Origin of the sequence: Streptomyces sp. NPDC048254 (assembly GCF_043201895.1) — a bacterium.
Classification (GTDB): domain Bacteria; phylum Actinomycetota; class Actinomycetes; order Streptomycetales; family Streptomycetaceae; genus Streptomyces.
The window spans coordinates 1-19,763 of the sequence record NZ_JBICZJ010000038.1 but is presented as its reverse complement, the minus strand read 5'-3'; the positions used below and the strand labels follow the sequence as shown (position 1 = coordinate 19,763).

General features: G+C 72.0%; 17 protein-coding genes. 11 read left to right on the top strand and 6 right to left on the bottom strand.

Features of this window, described 5'->3' with window-relative positions; genetic code table 11:
* The first annotated feature begins 201 nt into the window (after nucleotides 1-201).
* The 6 genes from dhaK (at nucleotide 202) to ACGFZQ_RS51140 (ending at nucleotide 7,980) form a co-directional block, all read left to right on the top strand.
* A complete protein-coding gene (dhaK, locus tag ACGFZQ_RS51165) occupies nucleotides 202-1,194 on the top strand; it encodes a dihydroxyacetone kinase subunit DhaK (RefSeq protein ID WP_393846355.1) in 993 nt (330 codons plus the stop codon).
* 49 nt (nucleotides 1,195-1,243) lie between these two features.
* Nucleotides 1,244-1,843 (top strand): dihydroxyacetone kinase subunit DhaL, encoded by a 600-nt coding sequence (gene dhaL / locus ACGFZQ_RS51160; protein ID WP_382530546.1) that lies wholly within the window; start codon nucleotides 1,244-1,246, stop codon nucleotides 1,841-1,843.
* Complete coding sequence (locus ACGFZQ_RS51155; RefSeq protein WP_393846354.1) at nucleotides 1,836-2,246, top strand: PTS-dependent dihydroxyacetone kinase phosphotransferase subunit DhaM; 411 nt, start codon at nucleotides 1,836-1,838, stop codon at nucleotides 2,244-2,246. The genes dhaL and ACGFZQ_RS51155 overlap by 8 nt, the downstream gene beginning before the upstream one ends.
* 429 nt (nucleotides 2,247-2,675) lie before the next feature.
* Nucleotides 2,676-3,419, top strand: coding sequence for an acetate uptake transporter (locus tag ACGFZQ_RS51150; protein WP_393846353.1), 744 nt, complete (start codon nucleotides 2,676-2,678; stop codon nucleotides 3,417-3,419).
* A gap of 48 nt (nucleotides 3,420-3,467) precedes the next feature.
* Entirely contained in the window at nucleotides 3,468-5,240 is a 1,773-nt protein-coding gene (locus ACGFZQ_RS51145) for a CocE/NonD family hydrolase (protein WP_393846352.1), read from the top strand.
* Between the two features lie 466 nt (nucleotides 5,241-5,706).
* A complete protein-coding gene (locus tag ACGFZQ_RS51140) occupies nucleotides 5,707-7,980 on the top strand; it encodes a M4 family metallopeptidase (protein ID WP_393846351.1) in 2,274 nt (757 codons plus the stop codon).
* 78 nt (nucleotides 7,981-8,058) lie between these two features.
* On the opposite strand, the gene ACGFZQ_RS51135 is transcribed toward ACGFZQ_RS51140, so the two are convergent.
* Nucleotides 8,059-8,694 (bottom strand): TetR/AcrR family transcriptional regulator, encoded by a 636-nt coding sequence (locus tag ACGFZQ_RS51135; protein WP_393846350.1) that lies wholly within the window; start codon nucleotides 8,692-8,694, stop codon nucleotides 8,059-8,061.
* A gap of 162 nt (nucleotides 8,695-8,856) precedes the next feature.
* On the opposite strand from ACGFZQ_RS51135, the gene ACGFZQ_RS51130 reads away from it, so the two are divergent.
* Nucleotides 8,857-9,618 (top strand): SDR family NAD(P)-dependent oxidoreductase, encoded by a 762-nt coding sequence (locus tag ACGFZQ_RS51130; protein WP_393846349.1) that lies wholly within the window; start codon nucleotides 8,857-8,859, stop codon nucleotides 9,616-9,618.
* 22 nt (nucleotides 9,619-9,640) lie between these two features.
* Here the strand turns inward: ACGFZQ_RS51130 and ACGFZQ_RS51125 are convergent, their stop codons facing one another.
* Nucleotides 9,641-10,327, bottom strand: coding sequence for a glycoside hydrolase family 75 protein (locus tag ACGFZQ_RS51125; RefSeq protein WP_393846348.1), 687 nt, complete (start codon nucleotides 10,325-10,327; stop codon nucleotides 9,641-9,643).
* Nucleotides 10,328-10,711: 384 nt separating this feature from the next.
* Here ACGFZQ_RS51125 and ACGFZQ_RS51120 point away from each other — a divergent pair, with 384 nt between their 5' ends.
* Both ACGFZQ_RS51120 and ACGFZQ_RS51115 read left to right on the top strand, forming a co-directional pair.
* Nucleotides 10,712-11,674, top strand: coding sequence for a fibronectin type III domain-containing protein (locus ACGFZQ_RS51120; protein WP_393846347.1), 963 nt, complete (start codon nucleotides 10,712-10,714; stop codon nucleotides 11,672-11,674).
* A 167-nt stretch (nucleotides 11,675-11,841) separates the two neighbouring features.
* Entirely contained in the window at nucleotides 11,842-12,390 is a 549-nt protein-coding gene (locus tag ACGFZQ_RS51115; RefSeq protein ID WP_351736226.1) for a hypothetical protein, read from the top strand.
* 6 nt (nucleotides 12,391-12,396) lie between these two features.
* Here ACGFZQ_RS51115 and ACGFZQ_RS51110 read toward each other — a convergent pair whose 3' ends face one another.
* From ACGFZQ_RS51110 to ACGFZQ_RS51095, 4 genes are all read right to left on the bottom strand, one after another.
* Complete coding sequence (locus ACGFZQ_RS51110; RefSeq protein WP_351736227.1) at nucleotides 12,397-12,939, bottom strand: PadR family transcriptional regulator; 543 nt, start codon at nucleotides 12,937-12,939, stop codon at nucleotides 12,397-12,399.
* Between the two features lie 22 nt (nucleotides 12,940-12,961).
* Nucleotides 12,962-14,977, bottom strand: coding sequence for an FAD-dependent oxidoreductase (locus tag ACGFZQ_RS51105; protein WP_393846346.1), 2,016 nt, complete (start codon nucleotides 14,975-14,977; stop codon nucleotides 12,962-12,964).
* Between the two features lie 105 nt (nucleotides 14,978-15,082).
* The gene (locus tag ACGFZQ_RS51100; RefSeq protein WP_393846345.1) at nucleotides 15,083-15,451 is read right to left on the bottom strand and encodes a hypothetical protein; all 369 of its coding nucleotides are present in this window, start codon (nucleotides 15,449-15,451) and stop codon (nucleotides 15,083-15,085) included.
* Between the two features lie 123 nt (nucleotides 15,452-15,574).
* Nucleotides 15,575-16,444 carry a hypothetical protein gene (locus ACGFZQ_RS51095; protein WP_393846344.1) on the bottom strand — a complete coding sequence of 290 codons (870 nt, stop codon included), beginning with the start codon at nucleotides 16,442-16,444 and terminating at the stop codon, nucleotides 15,575-15,577.
* A gap of 273 nt (nucleotides 16,445-16,717) precedes the next feature.
* On the opposite strand from ACGFZQ_RS51095, the gene ACGFZQ_RS51090 reads away from it, so the two are divergent.
* Nucleotides 16,718-18,796: a SpoIIE family protein phosphatase gene (locus ACGFZQ_RS51090; RefSeq protein ID WP_393846343.1), complete on the top strand. Its 2,079-nt coding sequence runs from the start codon at nucleotides 16,718-16,720 to the stop codon at nucleotides 18,794-18,796.
* A gap of 148 nt (nucleotides 18,797-18,944) precedes the next feature.
* On the top strand, nucleotides 18,945-19,673 hold the full coding sequence (locus ACGFZQ_RS51085; RefSeq protein ID WP_393846342.1) for a hypothetical protein: 729 nt from the start codon (nucleotides 18,945-18,947) through the stop codon (nucleotides 19,671-19,673).
* Nucleotides 19,674-19,763: the final 90 nt, after the last annotated feature.

Here is a 19,763-nt window from a genome sequence, read left to right as displayed (position 1 = left end):
AGGACGCCCGTCCACCGGCCTCAAGGGATCCTCGGAGAGACTGATGACTCGTCAGTTAAGTCAGCATCTGGTCAGCATCAGTACCGCCAGGACCCGCCGCCAAGCGCCTGAGACCGCCAAGATCAACACCCGGCTACACCTCGCCTGAACAGGGAAACTGCAGGTCAGAGAACTACCTGCTAGGCTACTTGGGAGACAGCCATGAAGATGCTGATCAACGTCCCGGAAACCGTGGTGGCGGATGCGCTGCGGGGCCTGGCGGCCGCCCATCCCGATCTCACCGTCGACGTGGAGAACCGGGTGATCGTACGGCGGGACGCCCCCGTCGCCGGGCAGGTCGGGCTGGTGTCCGGCGGGGGCTCCGGGCATGAGCCGTTGCACGGTGGATTCGTGGGCCCGGGGATGCTGTCGGCGGCATGTCCCGGTGAGGTGTTCACCTCCCCCGTTCCGGACCAGATGGCGCGCGCCGCCGCGGCCGTGGACAGCGGGGCCGGCGTCCTGTTCATCGTGAAGAACTACACGGGCGACGTACTCAACTTCGACATGGCCGCCGAACTCGCCGAGGACGAGGGCATCCAGGTAGGAAAGGTGCTCGTCAACGACGACGTCGCCGTCACCGACAGCCTCTACACCGCGGGCCGGCGCGGCACCGGCGCCACCCTGTTCGTGGAGAAGATCGCGGGCGCCGCGGCGGCCGAGGGACAGCCGCTGGAGCGGGTGGAGGCCATCGGGCGCCAGGTGAACGAGAACTCCCGCAGCTTCGGTGTCGCCCTGAGCGCCGTCACCACCCCGGCCAAGGGCAGCCCCAACTTCGATCTGCCGCCCGGGGAGCTGGAGTTGGGCATCGGGATCCACGGCGAGCCGGGCCGGGAGCGGCGGGCGATGATGACCTCGGGCGAGATCGCCGACTTCTCGGTCAACGCCATCCTGGAGGACCTGCCCGCGCGCAACCCGGTGCTCGCCCTGGTCAACGGCATGGGCGCGACCCCGCTGCTGGAGCTGTACGGCTTCAACGCCGAGGTCCAGCGGGTGCTCGCCGAGCGCGGTGTCACCGTCGCCCGCACGCTGGTCGGCAACTACGTCACCTCCCTGGACATGGCCGGCGCCTCGGTCACCCTCTGCCAGGTGGACGAGGAGCTGCTGCGGCTGTGGGACGCGCCGGTGAAGACGCCTGGCCTGCGCTGGGGAATGTGAGCGAGAGACCGCAGCGACCCGCGCCCGTACCGCAACGCAAGGAGATCCAGTGCTCGACGCCGACTTCTTCCGCCGCTGGATGGCGGCGACCGCCTCCTCCGTCGACCGTGAGGCCGAGCGGCTCACCGCCCTCGACTCCGCCATCGGGGACGCCGACCACGGCAGCAACCTCCAACGCGGGTTCAGGGCGGTGACGACCGCGCTGGCGGAGGAGGCGCCCGATACCCCGGGTGCCGTGCTGACGCTCGCCGGACGCCGGCTGATCTCCACGGTCGGCGGCGCGTCGGGGCCGCTGTACGGGACGCTGCTGCGCAGCACCGGCAAGGCGCTCGGCGACGCGGCCGAGGTCAGTGAGGCGCAGCTCGCCGAGGCGCTGCGGGCCGGGGTGGACAAGGTGATGGCGCTCGGCGGGGCCGCGCCCGGCGACAAGACGATGATCGACGCGCTGGTGCCGGCCGTCGACGCGCTCGGCGACGGCTTCGGTGCGGCACGGGCCGCCGCCGAGGAGGGCGCCCTGGCGACCACCCCGCTGCAGGCCCGCAAGGGCCGGGCGAGCTATCTCGGGGAACGCAGCATCGGTCACCAGGATCCGGGCGCCACCTCGTCGGCGCTGCTCGTCGCGGGACTTCAGGAGGCGGCCGATGAGTGACGGCAAGATGGTCGGGATCGTGCTGGTGTCGCACAGCGCGGAGGTCGCCGCCTCCGTCGCCGAACTGGCCAAGGGCCTGACGGGCGGCGGCACTGCAGTGCCGGTCGCCGCGGCGGGCGGCACCGAGGGCGGCGGGCTCGGCACCAGTGCGGAGCTGATCGCCGCCGCCGCCGCGTCCGTGGACCGGGGGGCGGGGGTCGCCGTCCTCACCGACCTGGGCAGTGCGGTGCTCACGGTGAAGGCACTGCTCGCCGAGGGCGACGAACTCCCGGACGGCACCCGCCTGGTGGACGCCCCGTTCGTCGAGGGCGCGGTCGCCGCGGTCGTGACGGCGGCCACCGGCGCCGACCTCGGCGCGGTGGAGGCGGCCGCCGTGGAGGCGTACTCCTACCGCAAGGTCTGACCATCCCCTGGGGGCGTCCGGCGGCTCATGGCAGCCATGTCGCCGCCGATCGCCCACTCCCCCACCGCACCACCCCGCCCGGCCGGGCAGCACCCCCTTCTCGCGGCCGACCCGATCCGCCGCACGGGTGCTGGTACCGGCCCGCCGCTAGCGGGCTGAAGGCGACCCCTCGGAAGCGCCGGTTCCGGCAGCGTCCGAGGGGTCGCCGCGTCAGCCGCCACACGTCGCTCCAGGTCGGCGCCGCCCGGACCGCGCGTCCGTCCCCGTACGCCGTACCACCGCGGTCCCGGCTGCCTCGAAACCGGAACTCACCACCGTGCGCGATCCCTTGACAGGCACTTCCCCCTTACCCAAAGCTACCGAACATTCGGTCGGTGGCGTGCGTTCGGCGACCCCACCGACTCCTCCTGGAGCAAGGAGTGGATCAAGGTGTCAGAGACAACAACCCCCGATACGGAACAGCCGCCCGCCAGAGCCGGCGGCTCCCCGATCGGTCACGCCACAGCGATCGGAGCCGCGGGCTTCGCATGGTGCTCGCTCGCCCTGGGGCTGACCACCATCGGCGCGTTCAGCGCGGCCAACGGCTCGATCATCCTGGTCGGGACGTTCTTCTACGGCGGCCTCGTCCAGCTGATCGCGGGCTTCTTCGCGCTGGCCGCGGGGGCGAGCTTCGCCGCCGCCTTCCTGACCGCCTACGGGGCGTTCTGGCTGGGCTACACCGCCATCGAGTTCTGGGTGGCCCCGCACATCGTGGCCCAGGCGATGAGCGCCGCGACGGCCAAGGGGGCGGCGAGCGGACCGGAGGAGGGGGCCGCGGCCGGGCACTCGGTCGCGCAGTCGCTGGGCATGTTCCTGATCGCCTGGCTGGTCGTCACCGTGGTCTTCGCGGTGGCCAGCACCGGCACCAACGGGGTCGTGCTGACCGCGTTCGGCCTGCTCACGCTGACCATCGTCATGCTGATCACCGCCTACCTGGGCGCCTCCGGCGCTGGGGTGCCGCAGGACTTCGCCCTCAAGTCGGCGGGCTGGCTGGAGATCGTCCTGGCCGCGGTCGCCTTCTACCTCGTGCTGGCCGAGCTGACCAACGAGAACTTCGGCCGGAACCTCCTGCCGCTGTTCCCGCTGAACCGCCGACCGCTGCTCGGGGCGGCACAGCCCGTGTTGTCTGCGTGATCCGTACGGCGCGCGCCGCCCGTCGGCCCGCATGACAAGGACGTGCCCATGAACACACCCATGAGGAACACCCGCCTGCGTGCCGGAGCGGCCGTACTGGGTCTGCTCGGCGCCCTGACCTCAGGGCAGGCGGCCGATGCGGCCGCCCCGTCCGGCACCCGGTGGCAGCCCGAGCCCGCCTCCTACGGAGTGAGCACGCCCGAGCACACCACCGTCAGAATGGACGACGGGGTCAGTATCTCCGTCGAGGTGATCTACCCGACCGACCCGGCGACCGGCGCGCGGGCGACCGGGACCTATCCGGTGCTGCTGACGCAGAACCCGTACGGCACGGCCCGCTCCGACCCGACCGGCACCGGTGACTACTTCGTGCGGCGCGGCTACATCTACGTGGCTTCCGCGGTACGCGGCACCGGCGCGTCCGGCGGCCAAGTCGACTGGTTCGGCGGCCGCCAGGGCAAGGACGGGGCCGAACTCGTCGACTGGGCGGCCCATACGCTGTCCGGCGGCGACGGCCGGGTCGGTCTCGACGGCTGCTCCTACCTCGGGGTCAACCAGTGGTTCACCGCGGCCGCGGTGGGCAAGCACTCTCCCCTCAAGGCGATCACACCGTTCTGCACGGACTCCGACTTCTACAACGACCTCACCGCCGACGGCGGCATCCCCACCACCTTCGTGGCCGGCATCGCACGGGCCGAGCCGCGCGGGCCGGAGGACGACCCCGCCAGCGACCCCCAGTCCGTCACCATCGCCCAGCAGGCGAACGGCGGCTCACGCTCGTACAACGACGCGTACTGGCAGGCGCGGAACGTGCGGAAGCTCATTCCGCGGATCGTGGCCAACGGCATCCCCGCGCTCACCGAGAGCGGCTGGAACGACCTGTTCCCCGGCGGCAACCTCGGTGCCTACGTCTCCGCGCAGAACGCGTACCACCACCGGCCGTTGAACACCCCCGTCACCGCCGGACAGCCGGTCACCGGTCGCTACCAGGCGATCGTCGGGCCCTGGACGCACGGCGAGCATGTCGACGAGAGCACTCTTCAGGCCATCCGCCTGGAGTGGTTCGACACCTGGCTCAAGAACGAGCCCACCGGCATGGCGTCCACCTCCACGCCCCTGCACCTGTTCGAGAACGGCGCGAACCGCTGGGTCGACAGTGCCGCGTGGCCCCCGTCGGACCACGCCCGGACCTACTACCTCGGCGACGGCTCCCTCACCCCGGGCAAGCCGTCGGCCGCCGGCCGGGACAGCCTGGCCTGGGCGGCGGCGAGTTCCGCGAACACCCTGACGTACACGACGGCTCCGCTGACCCGGGCCGCCGTCCTCGACGGACCGACCGACGTCACCCTCTACGCCGAGTCGACGACACCCGAGACGGAACTCACCGCGACGCTGAACATCGTCGCGCCCGACGGCACTGTGACCAAGCAGGCCGACGGGATCCTGCTCGGCAGTCAGCGCGCGCTGGACTCCCGGGACAGCTGGTACGGAGACAACGGCACCCTGCTGAAGCCGGGCCACCCCTTCACCCAGGCCTCCCAGCGGGCGGTGGTGCCCGGCAGGACCACGCGCCACGACATCTCGCTGCTGTCGAACCTCACCCGGATCCCGGTCGGTTACCGCATCCAGATCGTCGTCAACAGCCGGCCGCCGGCCGGCTTCCACGCCTCGCTCCTGCCCACCCCGCAGGAGCAGGCCGCTCTGGCGGGCGGGACCTACACGGTCGAGCGCTCTCCGCGGGCGGCCTCGTTCGTGAACCTGCCGCTGACCTCTCCCGGCTCCTTCACGACCAGCCCCGTCGACTGGGGCCCGTCCTCCTGAGGAGCTGAAGCGCTCTCGAGGGGCTCGGTACCGCAATCCGGTGCCGGGCCCCTCCGGCATGCCGTCGGTCGGCCGGTGAACTCCCGTCGCCGGACGGACAGTTGGTGGCGCCTCTCCGGGGCGGGGCCGTCCGCTCCGGGCGGCCTGAAACCGTTGTCGCGGTACTCGAAACCCTAGCTCGCAACCACCAGTTCCAGCCGTTGTTCTGATGCGCTCATGACAGCCGCGATCACGGGGTGTCAATCTGCTCTCCGAAAGTTCACCGCCCCCTCACAGCCGGCTCACGTAAAACCCACATCGCGCCACCCTTCTCCGGCACGGCCGAGCAGACGCCATCCCGTCACGCCGTGCCCTTCCCCCCGCCCCCTCCCCCCAACTCACCCGCGCGCCGCCGGACGGCTAGACCCAGCCGACCCGCTCTCCCGGGCTCCACCGGGCCCGACCACCCCACAGCAAGGAGAACGCCATGTCCCGGCAGGACGGTCACCATCGTCGCGTCAGATACAGCGTCACCCTGGCGCTGACCGCCGCAACCACCCTGCTCGCGGCCGGTATCCAGAACGGCACCGCGCTGGCCGCGGCCGGCGACCAGCGCGGCCCCGCCAGGATCCAGGCCACCCCCAGAGCCGGAGCGGCCCCCGCCGCGCTCTCGCCGGCGAAGCGCACCGCGCTGCTCAAGAGCGCCACGACAGATGCCCCCGGCACCGCGAACGCCCTCGGCCTCGGCGCCCGAGAGAAGCTCGTCGTCAAAGACGTGACCCAGGACGCCGACGGCACCACGCACACCCGCTACGAACGCACCTACGCCGGCCTGCCCGTCCTCGGCGGTGACCTGGTCGTGCACGAGAACGGCGGCCGCCTCACCGTGTCGAAGGCCACGAAGGCGGCCCTCACGCTTCCCTCCACCACGGCGAAGATCTCCTCGGCCGCGGCGAAGGCCCAGGCGCTCAGCACCGCCGCGAAGGCCGGCGCCGAGCAGCCCAAGGCCGACCGCGCCCCCCGGCTCGTCGTCTGGGCCGCCTCGGGCAAGCCCACCCTGGCCTGGGAGTCGGTGGTCGGCGGCTTCCAGGACGACGGCACGCCCAACGAACTCCACGTGATCACCGACGCGGCGTCGGGCAAGCAGCTGTTCCGGTACCAGGGCGTCGAAACCGGCACCGGCACCGGGCAGTTCAACGGGAGCGTGCCCCTCAGCACCACACTCTCCGGCTCGACCTACCAGCTCGTCGACGGCGACCGTGCCGGACACCGCACGTACGACCTGAACCAGGGCACCTCCGGCACCGGCACCCTCTTCACCGACGACAACGATGTCTGGGGCGACGGCACAGCGGCCAACCGGCAGACCGCGGGCGTGGACGTCGCCTTCGGCGCGGCGGCCACCTGGGACTTCTACAAGAACGTCTTCGGCCGCAACGGCATACGCAACGACGGCGTCGCCGCCTACAGCCGTGCCCACTACGGCAACAACTACGTCAACGCCTTCTGGCAGGACGCCTGCTTCTGCATGACGTACGGCGACGGCTCCGGCAACACCCACCCGCTCACCGCGCTCGACGTGGCCGCCCACGAGATGAGCCACGGCGTCACCGCCGCCACCGCGGGCCTCACCTACTCCGGCGAGTCGGGCGGCCTGAACGAGGCGACCTCCGACATCTTCGCCGCCGCGGTCGAGTTCTACGAGAACCTGCCCGCGGACGTCCCGGACTACGAGGTCGGCGAGAAGATCGACATCAACGGTGACGGCACCCCGCTGCGCTACATGGACAAACCGTCCAAGGACGGCGCGTCCAGCGACAACTGGAGCCCGTCCCTCGGCGGACTCGACGTCCACTACTCCTCGGGCCCGGCCAACCACTTCTTCTACCTGCTCTCCGAGGGCAGCGGTGCGAAGACCGTGAACGGGGTCGCCTACGACAGCCCCACCTACGACGGCCGGCCGGTGACCGGCATCGGTATCGAGAACGCCCAGCAGGTCTGGTACCGGGCGCTCACCACCTACATGACGTCGAGCACCAACTACGCGGGCGCCCGTACGGCCACCCTCCAGGCCGCGGCCGACCTCTTCGGCGCCTACAGCCCCTCCTACCTCGCCGTCGCCGACGCGTGGGCGGCGATCAACGTGGGCAACCGGATCGCGCTCGGCGTCAACGTGGCACCGATCGCGGACCAGATCAGCGGTGTCGGGCAGGCGGTGTCGCTCCAGACGGACGCGTACACCACGAACTCCGGCGCGGGACTGACGTACACGGCGACCGGTCTGCCGGACGGACTGACCATCAGCGACACGGGTCTGATCTCCGGCACCCCCACCACGCTCGGCACCAGTGACGTGACGATCACGGTCACCGACGCCACGGGCGCGTCCGCCACCGAGCACTTCTCCTGGGAGGTGGCCTACGTCTACGCCAGCGCCACCCGGGTCGACATCCCCGACAACGGCGCCGCGGTGGAGTCCCCGGTCACCGTCACCGGCCGCACCGGGAACGCCTCCGCGACCACCCAGGTCTACGTCAAGATCATCCACACCTACCGGGGCGACCTGACCGTCGACCTCGTCGGCCCCGACGGAACCGTCTACTCCCTCCTGAACCGCAGCGGCGGCTCCGCCGACAACGTCGACCAGACCTTCACCGTCAACGCCTCCGCACAGTCCCTGAACGGCACCTGGAAGCTCCGGGTCCAGGACCGGGCCGCGATCGACGTCGGCTACATCGAGCAGTGGCGGCTCGTTCCCTGAGTCCAGCCGGCCTCACACAGGAGCGGTTGTCCCGGCACGCCCACCGCGTGCCGGGACAGCGGCTCCCGCCCCGCCTCCCTAGGCGAGACCGCCCGCCACGACCGCGAAGGCCGCGCGCATGGTCGCCGCGAGTTCGGCCTCCGCCGTGGCCGGGTCCGTCGTCCCGTCGGCGACCCGCCAGGCATAGTGCTCGACGGCCGCGCGCAGGGCCGCGTTGAACATGGCCGCCTGGATGGCCGGACGGAGAGCATCGGCGGGAAGGCCCGCACGCTCGGCGAGGGCCCGGGCGAACGCGGGTTCGGCCTCGTCGTAGGTCCCCAGCCACTCCGCACGCAGGCCCGGCTCGGTGCGGGTCAGGCGGACCAGGGCGCCGATGGTGGCACGGTCGGGGCCGCGCACCAGGCGGCTGTCGGTCGGTACGGCGCTCTCGAAGGCCTCCTCCAGCGGCCGGCCCGGCCGCCAGGCCCGCAGACAGTCGGCGACCGTCTCGATGCCGGCCGCGAACAGCGGCCGTACGCAGGCCTCCTTGCTCGGGAAGTAGCGCCACACCGTACGTGCGGAGACCCCGACCGCCTGGCCGATCTGCTCGCCCGTGGTCGCCGCCACCCCCTGCGCGACGAACAGGTCCACCGCGGCACGGGCGATCTCCAGTCTGGTCTCTGCCTTGCGCTCCTCGGTGAGCGGCGGCCGTCCCGTGCGTCCCCCTGCGGTCATCTGTCCCTCCGGTTCCGGCGACTGCTGCACCGAGATTCTCTCCGAGGAGCCGAAGCACGGAAAATTCCGGCCGCGACTTCATGTCGCTCGATGTCATTAAGTCGTAGGGTGTGCCCGTCACCGGGCGCAGGACGCCCTCGAACCGCCTGATGGGAGCACCACATGGCCAGCGGACTCGACGGGCGCGCCGTCATCGTCACCGGCGCGGGATCGGGGATCGGGCGGGCCGCCGCGCTGGCCTTCGCCAGGGAGGGCGCCCGGGTCGTGGTCGCCGACCTGAACGCCGAGGGCGCCGGCGCCACGGTCAAGGAGATCGAGGAGGCGGGCGGTACGGCCGTCGCCGTCACCGGCGACCTCAGTGAGCGGTCCGTGGTCGACGAGGTGGTCGCGACCGCCGTGGCGCGGTTCGGCGCGGTGGACGTGCTGGTGAACAACGCCGGGATCATGGACCGGATGTCGGCGCTGGGCGAGGTGAGCGACGCCGAGTGGGAGCGGGTGATACGGGTCAACCTCACCGCGCCGTTCCTGCTCACCCGCGCGGTGCTGCCGCACATGCTGACGGCCGGCCGGGGCGCGATCGTCAACACCGCCTCCGAGGCCGGTCTGCGCGGCAGCGCGGCCGGCGCGGCCTACACGGCCTCGAAGCACGGTGTCGTCGGCCTGACCAAGAACCTGGCGGTGATGTACCGCAACCAGGGCATCCGGGCCAACGCCATCGCCCCCGGCGGCACCAGGACCGGGATCGAGCTCGACCTGGCGGAGGGCGCCCACGGGCCGGCCGCGCTCGGCCCGTACTTCGGCAACGCCGGCCAGGTCTCCGAACCCGAGGAGCAGGCGGCCGCGATCGTCTTCCTGGCCTCGGACGCGGCCGGCAACATCAACGGCGCGATCCTGCCGGTGGACAACGGCTGGGCGGCCGTCTGACCCCCGGGCCGGGGGCGGCCGGTCAGCCGCCCTCGGTGAACAGCGCGGCCAGGCGCTCCCCCTCCGCCTGCGCCGCGTCGCCGTCCTCGATCGGTTTGATCACGGAGTCCTTGAAGACGATGTAGGTGACACCGGAGGGCACCCCGCCGACGCGCGGGTCCGGGTCCACGCCCAGCCCCTTCGCGGTGGCGTACGACGCCTCGCCGATGATGTCGCTGGGTCCGGTGTCGCCGACGACGGCGTACTGCACCCGGTCCTTGTAGATCACGGCGACGACCGCACCGCCCTCGATGCCGGACTTCCGATAGTCCCAGCGGCTGCTGGGGCCCGGTACGACGACGTAGGGCAGCGTCTCCGCGTTGAGGTGGCTGCCGTCGGACTGCTGGAAGGCGGTGGCGGCGGAGAACGCCGGGTCGGCGGTGCGGTTGCAGTGGTCGGTGACCTGGCCGTCGCAGTCGATGTCGAGGTCGGCCTCCCAGAAGACGGCCTGGTCGGTGCCGCACACGGGGACGGTGGCGGCGGTTCCGGCGTCGGTGCGATAGCGGCCCTTGGACACCTCGGTGCAGTCGCGCATCCGGGCCCGCAGGTCGGTGGCGGTGATGCGGTGCCGTGCTCCGGGGGCGGTGAGCGAGGCGGCGGGGGCGGGCAGGGTGGTCGGGGCGAGCAGGGCGGCGCCGGCCGTGGCCAGCGTCAGCGTCTGGAGACGCACGATGAGGGACCCTCTCCGTGGGGGACATGGAGTCAACCGGTCCAATGTGGTGGGGGCGGGGCGGCCGGGCCAGGAAGCGGAGGCCGTAGAGGGCCGTTCGGAGCAACGAAGTGACACTCCGTGAGAATCCGTCAGGGGCCGGGGCGCTGAGCCGGTGTCAGCCCAGTCGCCCCGGCCGCCCGCGTCGGCGCGGGATCAGCGACGACAGCGTTCCGCGCCACGGGCGCGAACTCCCCTTCCCTCTCGGGAAGTTCGGCCGTAGAGCCCTCAGCATACGTAACTCTCCCCCGCTGTCTCCAATACGGCCCTCTTGATGTCCGCATCCCGGGCAGGCCATATTGGTCCGGACCTTTGCCGTACTGCCGTCCCCGGGGAGGCGGAACCGTGCGCCGAGTTGTCGTCCTGGTCTGCGCCCTGCTGTTCATGACCTCCTGCGGCTGGGGCGGTACGGCCGACGGCGACAGCGGCCGGCTGCCCGGCGCCCCCACGGGGGTCACCGCGGCGGCCGGGAGCGCGACGAGCGTGCACGTGATGTGGAACGCGTTGCCGGCCGGCTCGGGCGTCCGCGTCTACGAGGTATATCGCGGCACCACGAAGGTCGTCGAAGTGCCGGGGTCGCAGCACATGGTGGACGTCACCAGGCTCAGGCCGTCCACCATGTATGCCTTCACCGTCCGGGCGCGGGGCGAGGACGGCAGCCTCGGCCCGCGCAGCCGTGCGGTGCGGGCGACGACGCCGGCGGTGGTCGCGGCGGACCGCTCGGCGCCGACCCGTCCGGTGCACCCGAGCGGCCGGGCCGTGGGCAGCCGTGCGGTGCAGCTGTCCTGGGGCGCCGCGAAGGACGACCGGGCGGTGGTGTCGTACGACATCTACCAGGGCGGTGCGAAGATCCACAGTGTGGGCGGGAACCAGACCGCGACCGTGGTCACGGGGCTGCGGCCGGGTACGCGCTATGTGTTCACCGTCCGGGCCCGGGACGCGGCCGACAACCTCTCGCCGGCCGGCGCGGCGGTGCGCCTGGCCACACCGGGCAGCGACGACGGCCGGAACACCGCGCCGACCGGGTTCACGGCCAAGAGCCACGAGGAGAGCGGGGCGTACTACCTCGATCTGGCCTGGGATCCGCCGCGCCTGGACGGGGTGATCACGGAGTACCAGATCCGGCTCGACAGCGGTACGACGACCTCGCTGGTCTGGGGCGGCACCCCGCCCAAGGGCCACTCGACCTACAGCTTCTATGTGGGGCGGGACCATGGGGTCGTGCACCATGTGCGGCTGCGGGCGCGGCTGCCGGACGGGACCTGGGGCGGCTGGTCGGCGCAGCGGGCCGTGACGACGGGTGCGTGATCCGCCCCCCGGCCTGGGCCGGGCGGAGGAATAGATCACCTGGACGGCCGTCCCCGGGTGCGGCGCGGGCCGGGGCCGCCTTGGCTGACCCTGAGGCAGCACGGGAGTCTCCGATCCTCGGCGGCGCAAGGGACGTTCCGCCTACCGTGCCGCCGGAGGGCAGCCACATGCGAAACTCACGACTTCTCCTCCGCTCCGGCCTGACCCTGGCGGCCGCCGCCGCGCTCCCGACCTGGCTCGCCGGGCCGTCCGCCGCCATCTCGGGCATCTCGGTGAGCACCACCGGCACCCAGGTCTCGGTGGTCACCAGCGCCTGCACGCAGAGCGGCGGCAGCTGGGGCAACGCCTCGCTGCTCAACAGCGGTCAGACCGCCTTCGCCCAAGGGCGGCAGGCGGCCCTGGCGGGCACGACGGTGAGCCAGTCCGCCGCCTGGTCGGGCGTGTCGCCGGGCACCTACACGGTGGTCGTCGTCTGCTCCAACGGCGGTACGGCGGGCACCCAGTCGGTGATCGTGTCCGGAACCGCCGCCGCGCCGCCGACGACCTCCTCCACCACCAGGTCGGCCGCGCCGTCCCGGGGCGTGATGGGCGGTCTGGGCGGCGCCGCCCGCGACTACGGCCCGCTCACGCTGGGCATCGGCGCGGCGCTGGTCGGCTCGGGCGTCATCGCCACCGGCTGGTACCTGCGCAAGCGCTCGAAGCCGTACCGGCTCTGACCCCGCTCAGGTCTCCGGGAGTTCGCCGAACTCCCGCAGGGCCTGGCCGAGCCACTGTGTCCAGAAGGACTCCAGGTCGATGCCGGCCCGCAGCACCAGGTGCCGCAGCCGGTCCTCGGGGGCGTCCCTGCCCGGCGGGAAGTCCCGCCGCTGGATCTCCTCGTACTCGGCCAACTGCCTTTGGTGCAGCTCCAGATGGCGGCGCAGGTCGGCCTCGAGTCCGTCGGTGCCGACGACCGCCGCCGCGCGCAGCCGCAGCAGCAGCACGTCCCGCTGCGGCTTGGGGTCCTGGGAGGCGGCGGTCCAGCGGGCGAGTTCGGCGCGGCCCGCGGGCAGGACCTCGTAGCTCTTCTTCTGCCCGCGGGCCGGCTGCTCGGCCGGCAGGGTGCGGATGTAGCCCTCGGCCTCCAGTTTTCCCAGCTCGCGGTAGATCTGCTGGTGCGTGGCCGACCAGAAGTAGCCGATCGACCTGTCGAACCTGCGGGTCAGCTCCAGCCCGGACGACGGCTTCTCCAGCAGGGCGGTGAGGATGGCGTGCGGGAGTGACATGGGCTCATCCTAGGGACGGCCCCTACAGGGCCGCCGCCAGCTCGGTGCCCTGCTTGATGGCCCGCTTGGCGTCCAGCTCGGCGGCGACGTCGGCGCCGCCGATGAGGTGCGCGTGGCAGCCGGCGGCGACCAGCTCCTCGTACAGGTCCCGGCGCGGTTCCTGCCCGGTGCACAGCACGACGGTGTCGACCTCCAGGACGGTGCTCTCCCCGTCGACGGTGACATGCAGCCCGGCGTCGTCGATCAGGTCGTACCGCGCGCCCGGGACCATGGTGACGCCCCGGTGCTTGAGTTCGGCGCGGTGGATCCAGCCGGTGGTCTTGCCGAGGCCGGCGCCGACCTTGCCGGTGCGGCGCTGGAGCAGGTGGACGGTGCGCGGGGGCGCGGGGCGCTCGGGGTCGGCGAGGCCGCCGGGTGCCCGGTAGTCCATGTCGACGCCCCAGTGCCGGAAGTACGTCGCAGGGTCCTCGCTCGCCTTGTCGCCGCCGTCGGTGAGGTACTCGGCGACGTCGAAGCCGATGCCGCCGGCGCCGAGGATCGCGACCCGGTCGCCGACGGGGGCGCCGTCGCGCAGCACATCGAGGTAGCCGAGGACGCGGGGGTGGTCGACGCCGGGGATGTCGGGGGTGCGCGGGGTGACGCCGGTGGCGACCACGACCTCGTCGTAGCCGGTGACGTCCTCGGGCTCGACGGTCGTGCTCAGGCGTACGTCCACGCCGTGGGCGTCGAGTTGGTGGCGGAAGTAGCGCAGGGTCTCGTCGAACTCCTGCTTGCCGGGGATCTTGCGGGCCACGTTCAGCTGGCCGCCGATCTCGGCCGCCGCGTCGAACAGGGTGACCTGGTGGCCGCGTTCGGCGGCGGAGACCGCGCAGGCGAGGCCGGCCGGTCCCGCACCGACGACCGCGACGCGCTTGCGCAGCCGGGTCGGGGCCAGGACCAGTTCGGTCTCGTGGCAGGCGCGCGGGTTGACCAGGCAGGAGGTGATCTTGCCGCTGAAGGTGTGGTCGAGGCAGGCCTGGTTGCATCCGATGCAGGTGTTGATGGCCTCGGGCGTGCCGGCCGCGGCCTTGGCGACGAAGTCGGGGTCGGCGAGCATCGGGCGGGCCACGGAGACCATGTCCGCACCGCCCTGGGCGAGCAGCTCCTCGGCGAGTTCCGGGGTGTTGATGCGGTTGGTGGTGACCAGCGGGACGGAGACCTCGCCCATCAGCCGCTTGGTGACCCAGGTGTAGGCGCCGCGCGGCACCGAGGTGGCGATGGTGGGGATCCGGGCCTCGTGCCAGCCGATGCCGGTGTTGATGATGGTCGCCCCGGCGGCCTCGACGGCCTTGGCGAGGGTGATCACCTCGTCGAGGGAGGAGCCGCCGGGCACCAGATCCAGCATGGACAGGCGGTAGACGATGATGAAGTCCGCGCCGACGGCCTCGCGCACCCGCCGGACGATCTCGACGGGGAACCGCATCCGGTTCTCGTACGACCCGCCCCAGCGGTCGGTGCGGTGGTTGGTGCGGGCGGCGACGAACTCGTTGACGAGGTAGCCCTCGGAGCCCATGATCTCGACGCCGTCGTAGCCGGCCTGCCGGGCGAGGCGGGCGGCGCGGACGTAGTCGTCGATGGTCCGCTCGACGTCCTCGTCGGTGAGTTCGCGAGGCGGGAAGGGGCTGATCGGGGCCTGGAGCGGGCTGGGCGCGACGAGGTCCCGGTGGTAGGCGTACCGGCCGAAGTGCAGGATCTGCATCGCGATCCGGCCGCCCTCGCGGTGCACGGCCTCGGTGACGGCCCGGTGCCGCTCGGCCTCCTCCCCGGTGGTGAGCTTGGCGCCGCCCTCGTACGGCCGGCCCTCCTCGTTGGGCGCGATACCGCCGGTGACGATGAGGCCCACTCCCCCGCGGGCCCGGGCCGCGTAGAACTCCGCCATCCGCTCGAAACCGCGCTCGGCCTCCTCCAGGCCCACGTGCATGGAGCCCATGAGCACGCGGTTGGGCAGGGTGGTGAAGCCCAGGTCGAGGGGTTGCAGCAGATGCGGGTAACGGCTCATCGGGACCTCCGTGCGCGGTGTCTTCGCATCAGTTCTAAAGGACCGCGCACGGATTATGCAACTAGTTGCACAAAGCCTCCGGGGTGACGTGTCTCAGATCACCGGTCACCGGCTTTCGAGCAGGACGTGCAGCTCCCTCTCCTGGTCGCCGGAGGCGGAGGACAGGGTGCGCACCGTGAACAGGGAGTCGAGGGTCGTATGGAGCCGGTTGATCGCCCAGTAGCCGCCCTGCGCGTCGGCCTCGACCGAGGCCGCGAGCCGGGGCGGCGGGGTGCACTCGTGGGCGTCGGTGACCTCGAACGTGCCGAGCCACACCATCGGGCGGGACTCGTGGAGCTGCTGGGGCACGTCCTCGGCCTCCCGGTCGGACTCGAAGCACTGGCACAGCGCGTCGAACACGATCCGGGCGTCTTCCTTGCTGCATCCGCTGATCTCAAGCGAGACGGGTTCCTCGTGCAGTCGCTCGGGGCCCATGGTGATCGCTCCTCTCATGGCGATGGCGCGGAATCACGGGTTCCCCCGCGAACCGCGCCATGCCAACAGAAAAGCACCGATTTCCGGGTACTGCATCACCCGGTGCACCACCCGGGAAGGGACTCAGCCCCGAGTGAACTTGTACGTCTTGCTGTCCGTGAGGATGCAGAACCCGGGCGACATCACGATGACGCGCAGGGTGCCGGTGCGCCGGTCGTAGTCGATGCCCTCGGCCTCGAAAGTGCCCGAGCAGGAGCTGCGCAGCGGGAGCTGGCGCAGCGCGGTGACATGACCGGTGACGTTGCTCGACCCGGGCTGGGCGGACAGGTCGATCTGCAGCAGCGGCTTGGTGTAGCCGAAGAGGCTGCCGTCCGGGTCGTCCGAGGAGCACAGCAGCGTGGTGGCGCTGGAGAAGTCGCAGCCCTGCACGTCACGCACGGCGTGGTCCAGGTTGACGACGGAGGCCAGCGGGAGGTTCGCGGAAGGCGAGGTGCCCTTGTTGGCGCCCGGCGTCGGGAAGACCAGGAAGCGGGTCATCGTGCCGTACTCGCCGGAGAGCATGTACTGGCTGTCGGGCGTGATGGCGGACCAGGAGTTGTTGAGGGCCTCGCCGGAGGCGAGCGTGTGGACGTACTCCGACCAGGTGCCGTCGGGAGCCTGCACCCGGTACATCTTGGCGGTGCCCGAGTCCGCCTGGTAGGGCTCGACGTAGTAGCCGTCGTACGACTCGTCGGGGTCGCCGACGTGGTTCCAGCCGCGACTGGAGACGCCGATCGGGATGGTGCCGACGCCGGTGTAGCGGTTGGCGCTGTCGGCGGGGACCTCGACCGAGGTCAGGCCCTGGCTCTCGGTGAGCGGGTCGGCGCGGTCGGAGCCGGTCTCGGTCCAGGTGTCGGCGGCGGACGCCGGACCGGTCGAGAGGGCGAGGGCCGCGGCGAGGGCGACCAGGGCGGTCAGGCCTGCGCGACAACGTTGCCGGGTGGACGCGGACATGGAAGCCTACTCCTCGGTTCGGGGGGTGGGAGGCGCGTGCGGCGGTCAGTCTGGCGTGCCCCTGACAGACATGTACAGACCAATGGCGGAACGGGAAGGTGAACTCACGCCCCTGCCGCACCGGTGGTCGTTTCGCCGCACGGAAGCCGCCGTGGTGAGAGATGGTGGAAAAGTCGGCGGCGGCGTCGGAGAGTCGGGTGTGAGCGCGATAGAACAAGGGGAGTCGGCACGGGGGACGGCGTGCCGTGCGAAGGTTCGAAGGCGGTGCGTGGGATGAGTCCAGCCGAGGCTTCAGTGGCCGAGGGCGAGGAGCCGGTGCGCGGACCCGTGCGTCCGGGCGGGCTGCTCGACGTCCTCGGCATGGCCTCGGTCGTGCTGGACGCCAAGGGGCGCATCGTGCTGTGGAGCCCCCAGGCCGAGGAGCTGTTCGGCTACCCGGCCCGCGAGGCGCTCGGGCAGTACGCGGCCCGGCTGATGGTCCACGAACGCCATATCGATCTGGTCGGGAAACTGTTCGCGGACGTGATGAGCACCGGGCAGAGCTGGGCGGGCGGCTTCCCGATCCGGCACAAGGACGGCTCCACCCATGTGGTGGAGTTCCGCAACATGCGCCTCATGGACGCCAACGGCGACGTGTTCGCGCTGGGTCTCGCCGCCGACCAGTCGACCGTGCGCCGGCTGGAGCAGGACGTGGCGCTGTCCGAGCGGATCGTGAAACAGTCGCCGATCGGGCTGGCCGTCCTCGACACCGAGCTGCGGTTCGTGTCGGTCAACCCGGCGCTGGAGCGGCTCAACGGGGTCCCGGCCGAGGAGCACGTGGGGCGGACGCTCCGCGAGGTGCTGCCGCATCTGGATGCCGACGCCCTGGAGTCGGCGTACCTGCAGGTGCTGCGGACCGGCGAGCCGGTGATCGACCGGTCCACGGTGGGCAGGACGCCGGCCGACCCGGGCGAGGAGCACATCTGGTCGCTGTCGGTCTACCGGCTGGAGGACGCGCTCGACAACGTCCTGGGCGTGGCCACCTCGGTGGTGGACATCACCGAGCCCTACCGGGCCGGTGTCGAGGCCGAGAACGCGCGCCGGCGCCTGGCCGTGATCGCCGACGCCTCGACCCGGATCGGTACCACCCTGGACCTGGAGCGCACCGCCGCCGAGCTGGCCGGCGTCGCCGTGCCGGAGCTGGCGAACGTGGCGGTCGTGGGCCTCCTGGACACGGTGGTCGAGGGCCGGCGCAGCACGCTCGGACCGGCCGAGCCGGCCATGCTCCGCGCTCTCGCCGTGCGCGCGGAGCTGGACGCGGACGCGGTGCATGCGGCCGACACGCCGGGCACGGTCGCCCGGTACGCCCCGGACCGGCTGGTCACCTTGTGCGTACGGACCGGTGAGGCGGTCCTGGTGCCGCGGGTCAAGGACGAGGACCTGCCGAGGATCGCCCGCTCCCCCGAGGCGGCCGAGCTGCTGGCCCGGGCCGGGCTGCACTCGTACCTGGCCGTGCCGCTGATCGCCCGCGGCGAGGTACTGGGCGCCCTGGAGCTCAAGCGGACGCGCAATCCGGCGCGCTTCGACGACGACGATCTGCTGCTGGCCCGGGAACTGGCCGCCCGCGCGGCCGTGCAGATCGACAACGCCCGCTGGTACCAGAACGCCCGCACCACCGCGCTCACCCTCCAGCGCAGCCTGCTCCCCACCCACCCCCGGGTCACCAACGGCCTGGAAGTCGCCTCGCGCTACCAGCCGGCCGGCGCCACCGTCGAGGTGGGCGGCGACTGGTTCGACGTCATCCCGCTGGACGGCGGCAGAACGGCCCTGGTGGTGGGCGACGTGATGGGCAGCGGCATCAACGCGGCCGCGACGATGGGCCGGCTGCGCACCGCGACCAACACGCTGGCCTCCCTCGGCCTCGACCCGGCCGTCCTGCTGGAACACCTGGACAAGACCACCTCCGGCCTCGACCACTCCATCGCGACCTGCGTGTACGCCGTGCACGACCCGCGGCTGCGGCAGTGCCGGATCGCCAACGCCGGCCATCTGCCCCCGGTCCGGGTCCGCCCCGGCCGGCCGCCGGAACTGCTCGACCTGCCCACCGGGGTCCCGCTGGGCGTCGGCGGCATCCCCTTCGCCACGACGACCGTGGACTTCGAGCCCGGCGACGAGCTGGTGTTCTACACCGACGGTCTGGTGGAGACCCGCAGTGACTCGCTGGACGAGCGGCTGGACGCCCTGCTGGCCCTCCTGGACGACCCCGCCCGCCCGCTGGAGGAGGTCTGCGACCTGCTGCTGCGGGAGCTGCACCACCCCGACAACCACGACGACGTGGCGCTGCTCATCGCACGGGCGCAGGAACTGCCGTAGCCGCAACGGCCGACGGCTCCGTGGCCGCCGCCCGCGGGTTCATCGAATTCACAGGAACTGATTACCGGGTTCTTATCGGCGAACCACCACAATTCACAGAGAGGCATGCATCGCTGTGCCGCGTGCCGTTCGCCGATGGGAGCGAGCCGTGACGCACGAACCCGAGCAGGAACACCGCCGTGACGGCGACGGAACCGAACCGTCGGTCCCGCCGATGCCGGGCCATCCCCCGCAGGCCGACCCGGGGTGGGAAGTGCTCGCCGGACCGGGACCGGACCGTGAACCGGGTGCGCGGGTGCGCGCTCTGTGGCGCCGGCAGCCGGCCCGCGCGCGTGCCGTGACCGTCGCCTTCGCCGTCGGGGCGCTGGCCCTGGGCGGCACCGTGGCGTTCGCCGCCGGCTCCGGCGGGAACGGCCCCGACACGCCGCCTGCGGCCTCGGGGGCACCGTCGGCGCCCTCGGCTCCGGACGGGTACGGCCCCGGGCACGGCCCGTTCGGCATGGGCGGCATGGGTGTGCACGGCGAGGCCACCGTCAAGGACCCGGACACCGGCAAGTACGTGGTACGGGTCTGGCAGCGGGGCACGGTCGAGAAGGCGGACGGCGACCAGGTCACGGTGAAGAGCGACGACGGCACGTCGTGGACGTGGACCGTGGGCTCGGACGTCAAGGTGCGCGGCGACGCCGACTCGCTGAAGAAGGACGCCACGGCGTTCCTGGTCGGCACCCGCGGCGACGACGGCAAGCTGACCGCCTCGGCCGCGTTCTCGGGCGACTTCATGGGCCGGGGCGGCATGCACGACCACCGCGGCCCGTGGCAGCGCCCAGGCGACCGCTCACCGTCACCGAGCCCCTCGGACAGCGGGGCGACGACCTAGTAGTGCTTCGTTACGTCGGGTGATCTCGCCTGGTAGTGGGCATCGTCTTGGTATGAGGCTGGGGGAAGTGGAACGGCTCCGGGGTGAGTT

Excerpts from the sequence above, each read along its gene's own strand:
- ACGFZQ_RS51110 (WP_351736227.1), bottom strand. The coding sequence starts at position 12,939 with ATGTCACTCCCGCACGCCATCCTCACCGCCCTGCTGGAGAAGCCGTCG.
- ACGFZQ_RS51140 (WP_393846351.1), top strand. The coding sequence starts at position 5,707 with ATGTCCCGGCAGGACGGTCACCATCGTCGCGTCAGATACAGCGTCACC.
- ACGFZQ_RS51095 (WP_393846344.1), bottom strand. The coding sequence starts at position 16,444 with ATGTCCGCGTCCACCCGGCAACGTTGTCGCGCAGGCCTGACCGCCCTG.
- dhaK (WP_393846355.1), top strand. The coding sequence starts at position 202 with ATGAAGATGCTGATCAACGTCCCGGAAACCGTGGTGGCGGATGCGCTG.
- ACGFZQ_RS51155 (WP_393846354.1), top strand. The coding sequence starts at position 1,836 with ATGAGTGACGGCAAGATGGTCGGGATCGTGCTGGTGTCGCACAGCGCG.
- ACGFZQ_RS51130 (WP_393846349.1), top strand. The coding sequence starts at position 8,857 with ATGGCCAGCGGACTCGACGGGCGCGCCGTCATCGTCACCGGCGCGGGA.
- ACGFZQ_RS51105 (WP_393846346.1), bottom strand. The coding sequence starts at position 14,977 with ATGAGCCGTTACCCGCATCTGCTGCAACCCCTCGACCTGGGCTTCACC.
- ACGFZQ_RS51090 (WP_393846343.1), top strand. The coding sequence starts at position 16,718 with ATGAGTCCAGCCGAGGCTTCAGTGGCCGAGGGCGAGGAGCCGGTGCGC.
- ACGFZQ_RS51115 (WP_351736226.1), top strand. The coding sequence starts at position 11,842 with ATGCGAAACTCACGACTTCTCCTCCGCTCCGGCCTGACCCTGGCGGCC.
- ACGFZQ_RS51100 (WP_393846345.1), bottom strand. The coding sequence starts at position 15,451 with ATGGGCCCCGAGCGACTGCACGAGGAACCCGTCTCGCTTGAGATCAGC.
- ACGFZQ_RS51145 (WP_393846352.1), top strand. The coding sequence starts at position 3,468 with ATGAACACACCCATGAGGAACACCCGCCTGCGTGCCGGAGCGGCCGTA.
- ACGFZQ_RS51135 (WP_393846350.1), bottom strand. The coding sequence starts at position 8,694 with ATGACCGCAGGGGGACGCACGGGACGGCCGCCGCTCACCGAGGAGCGC.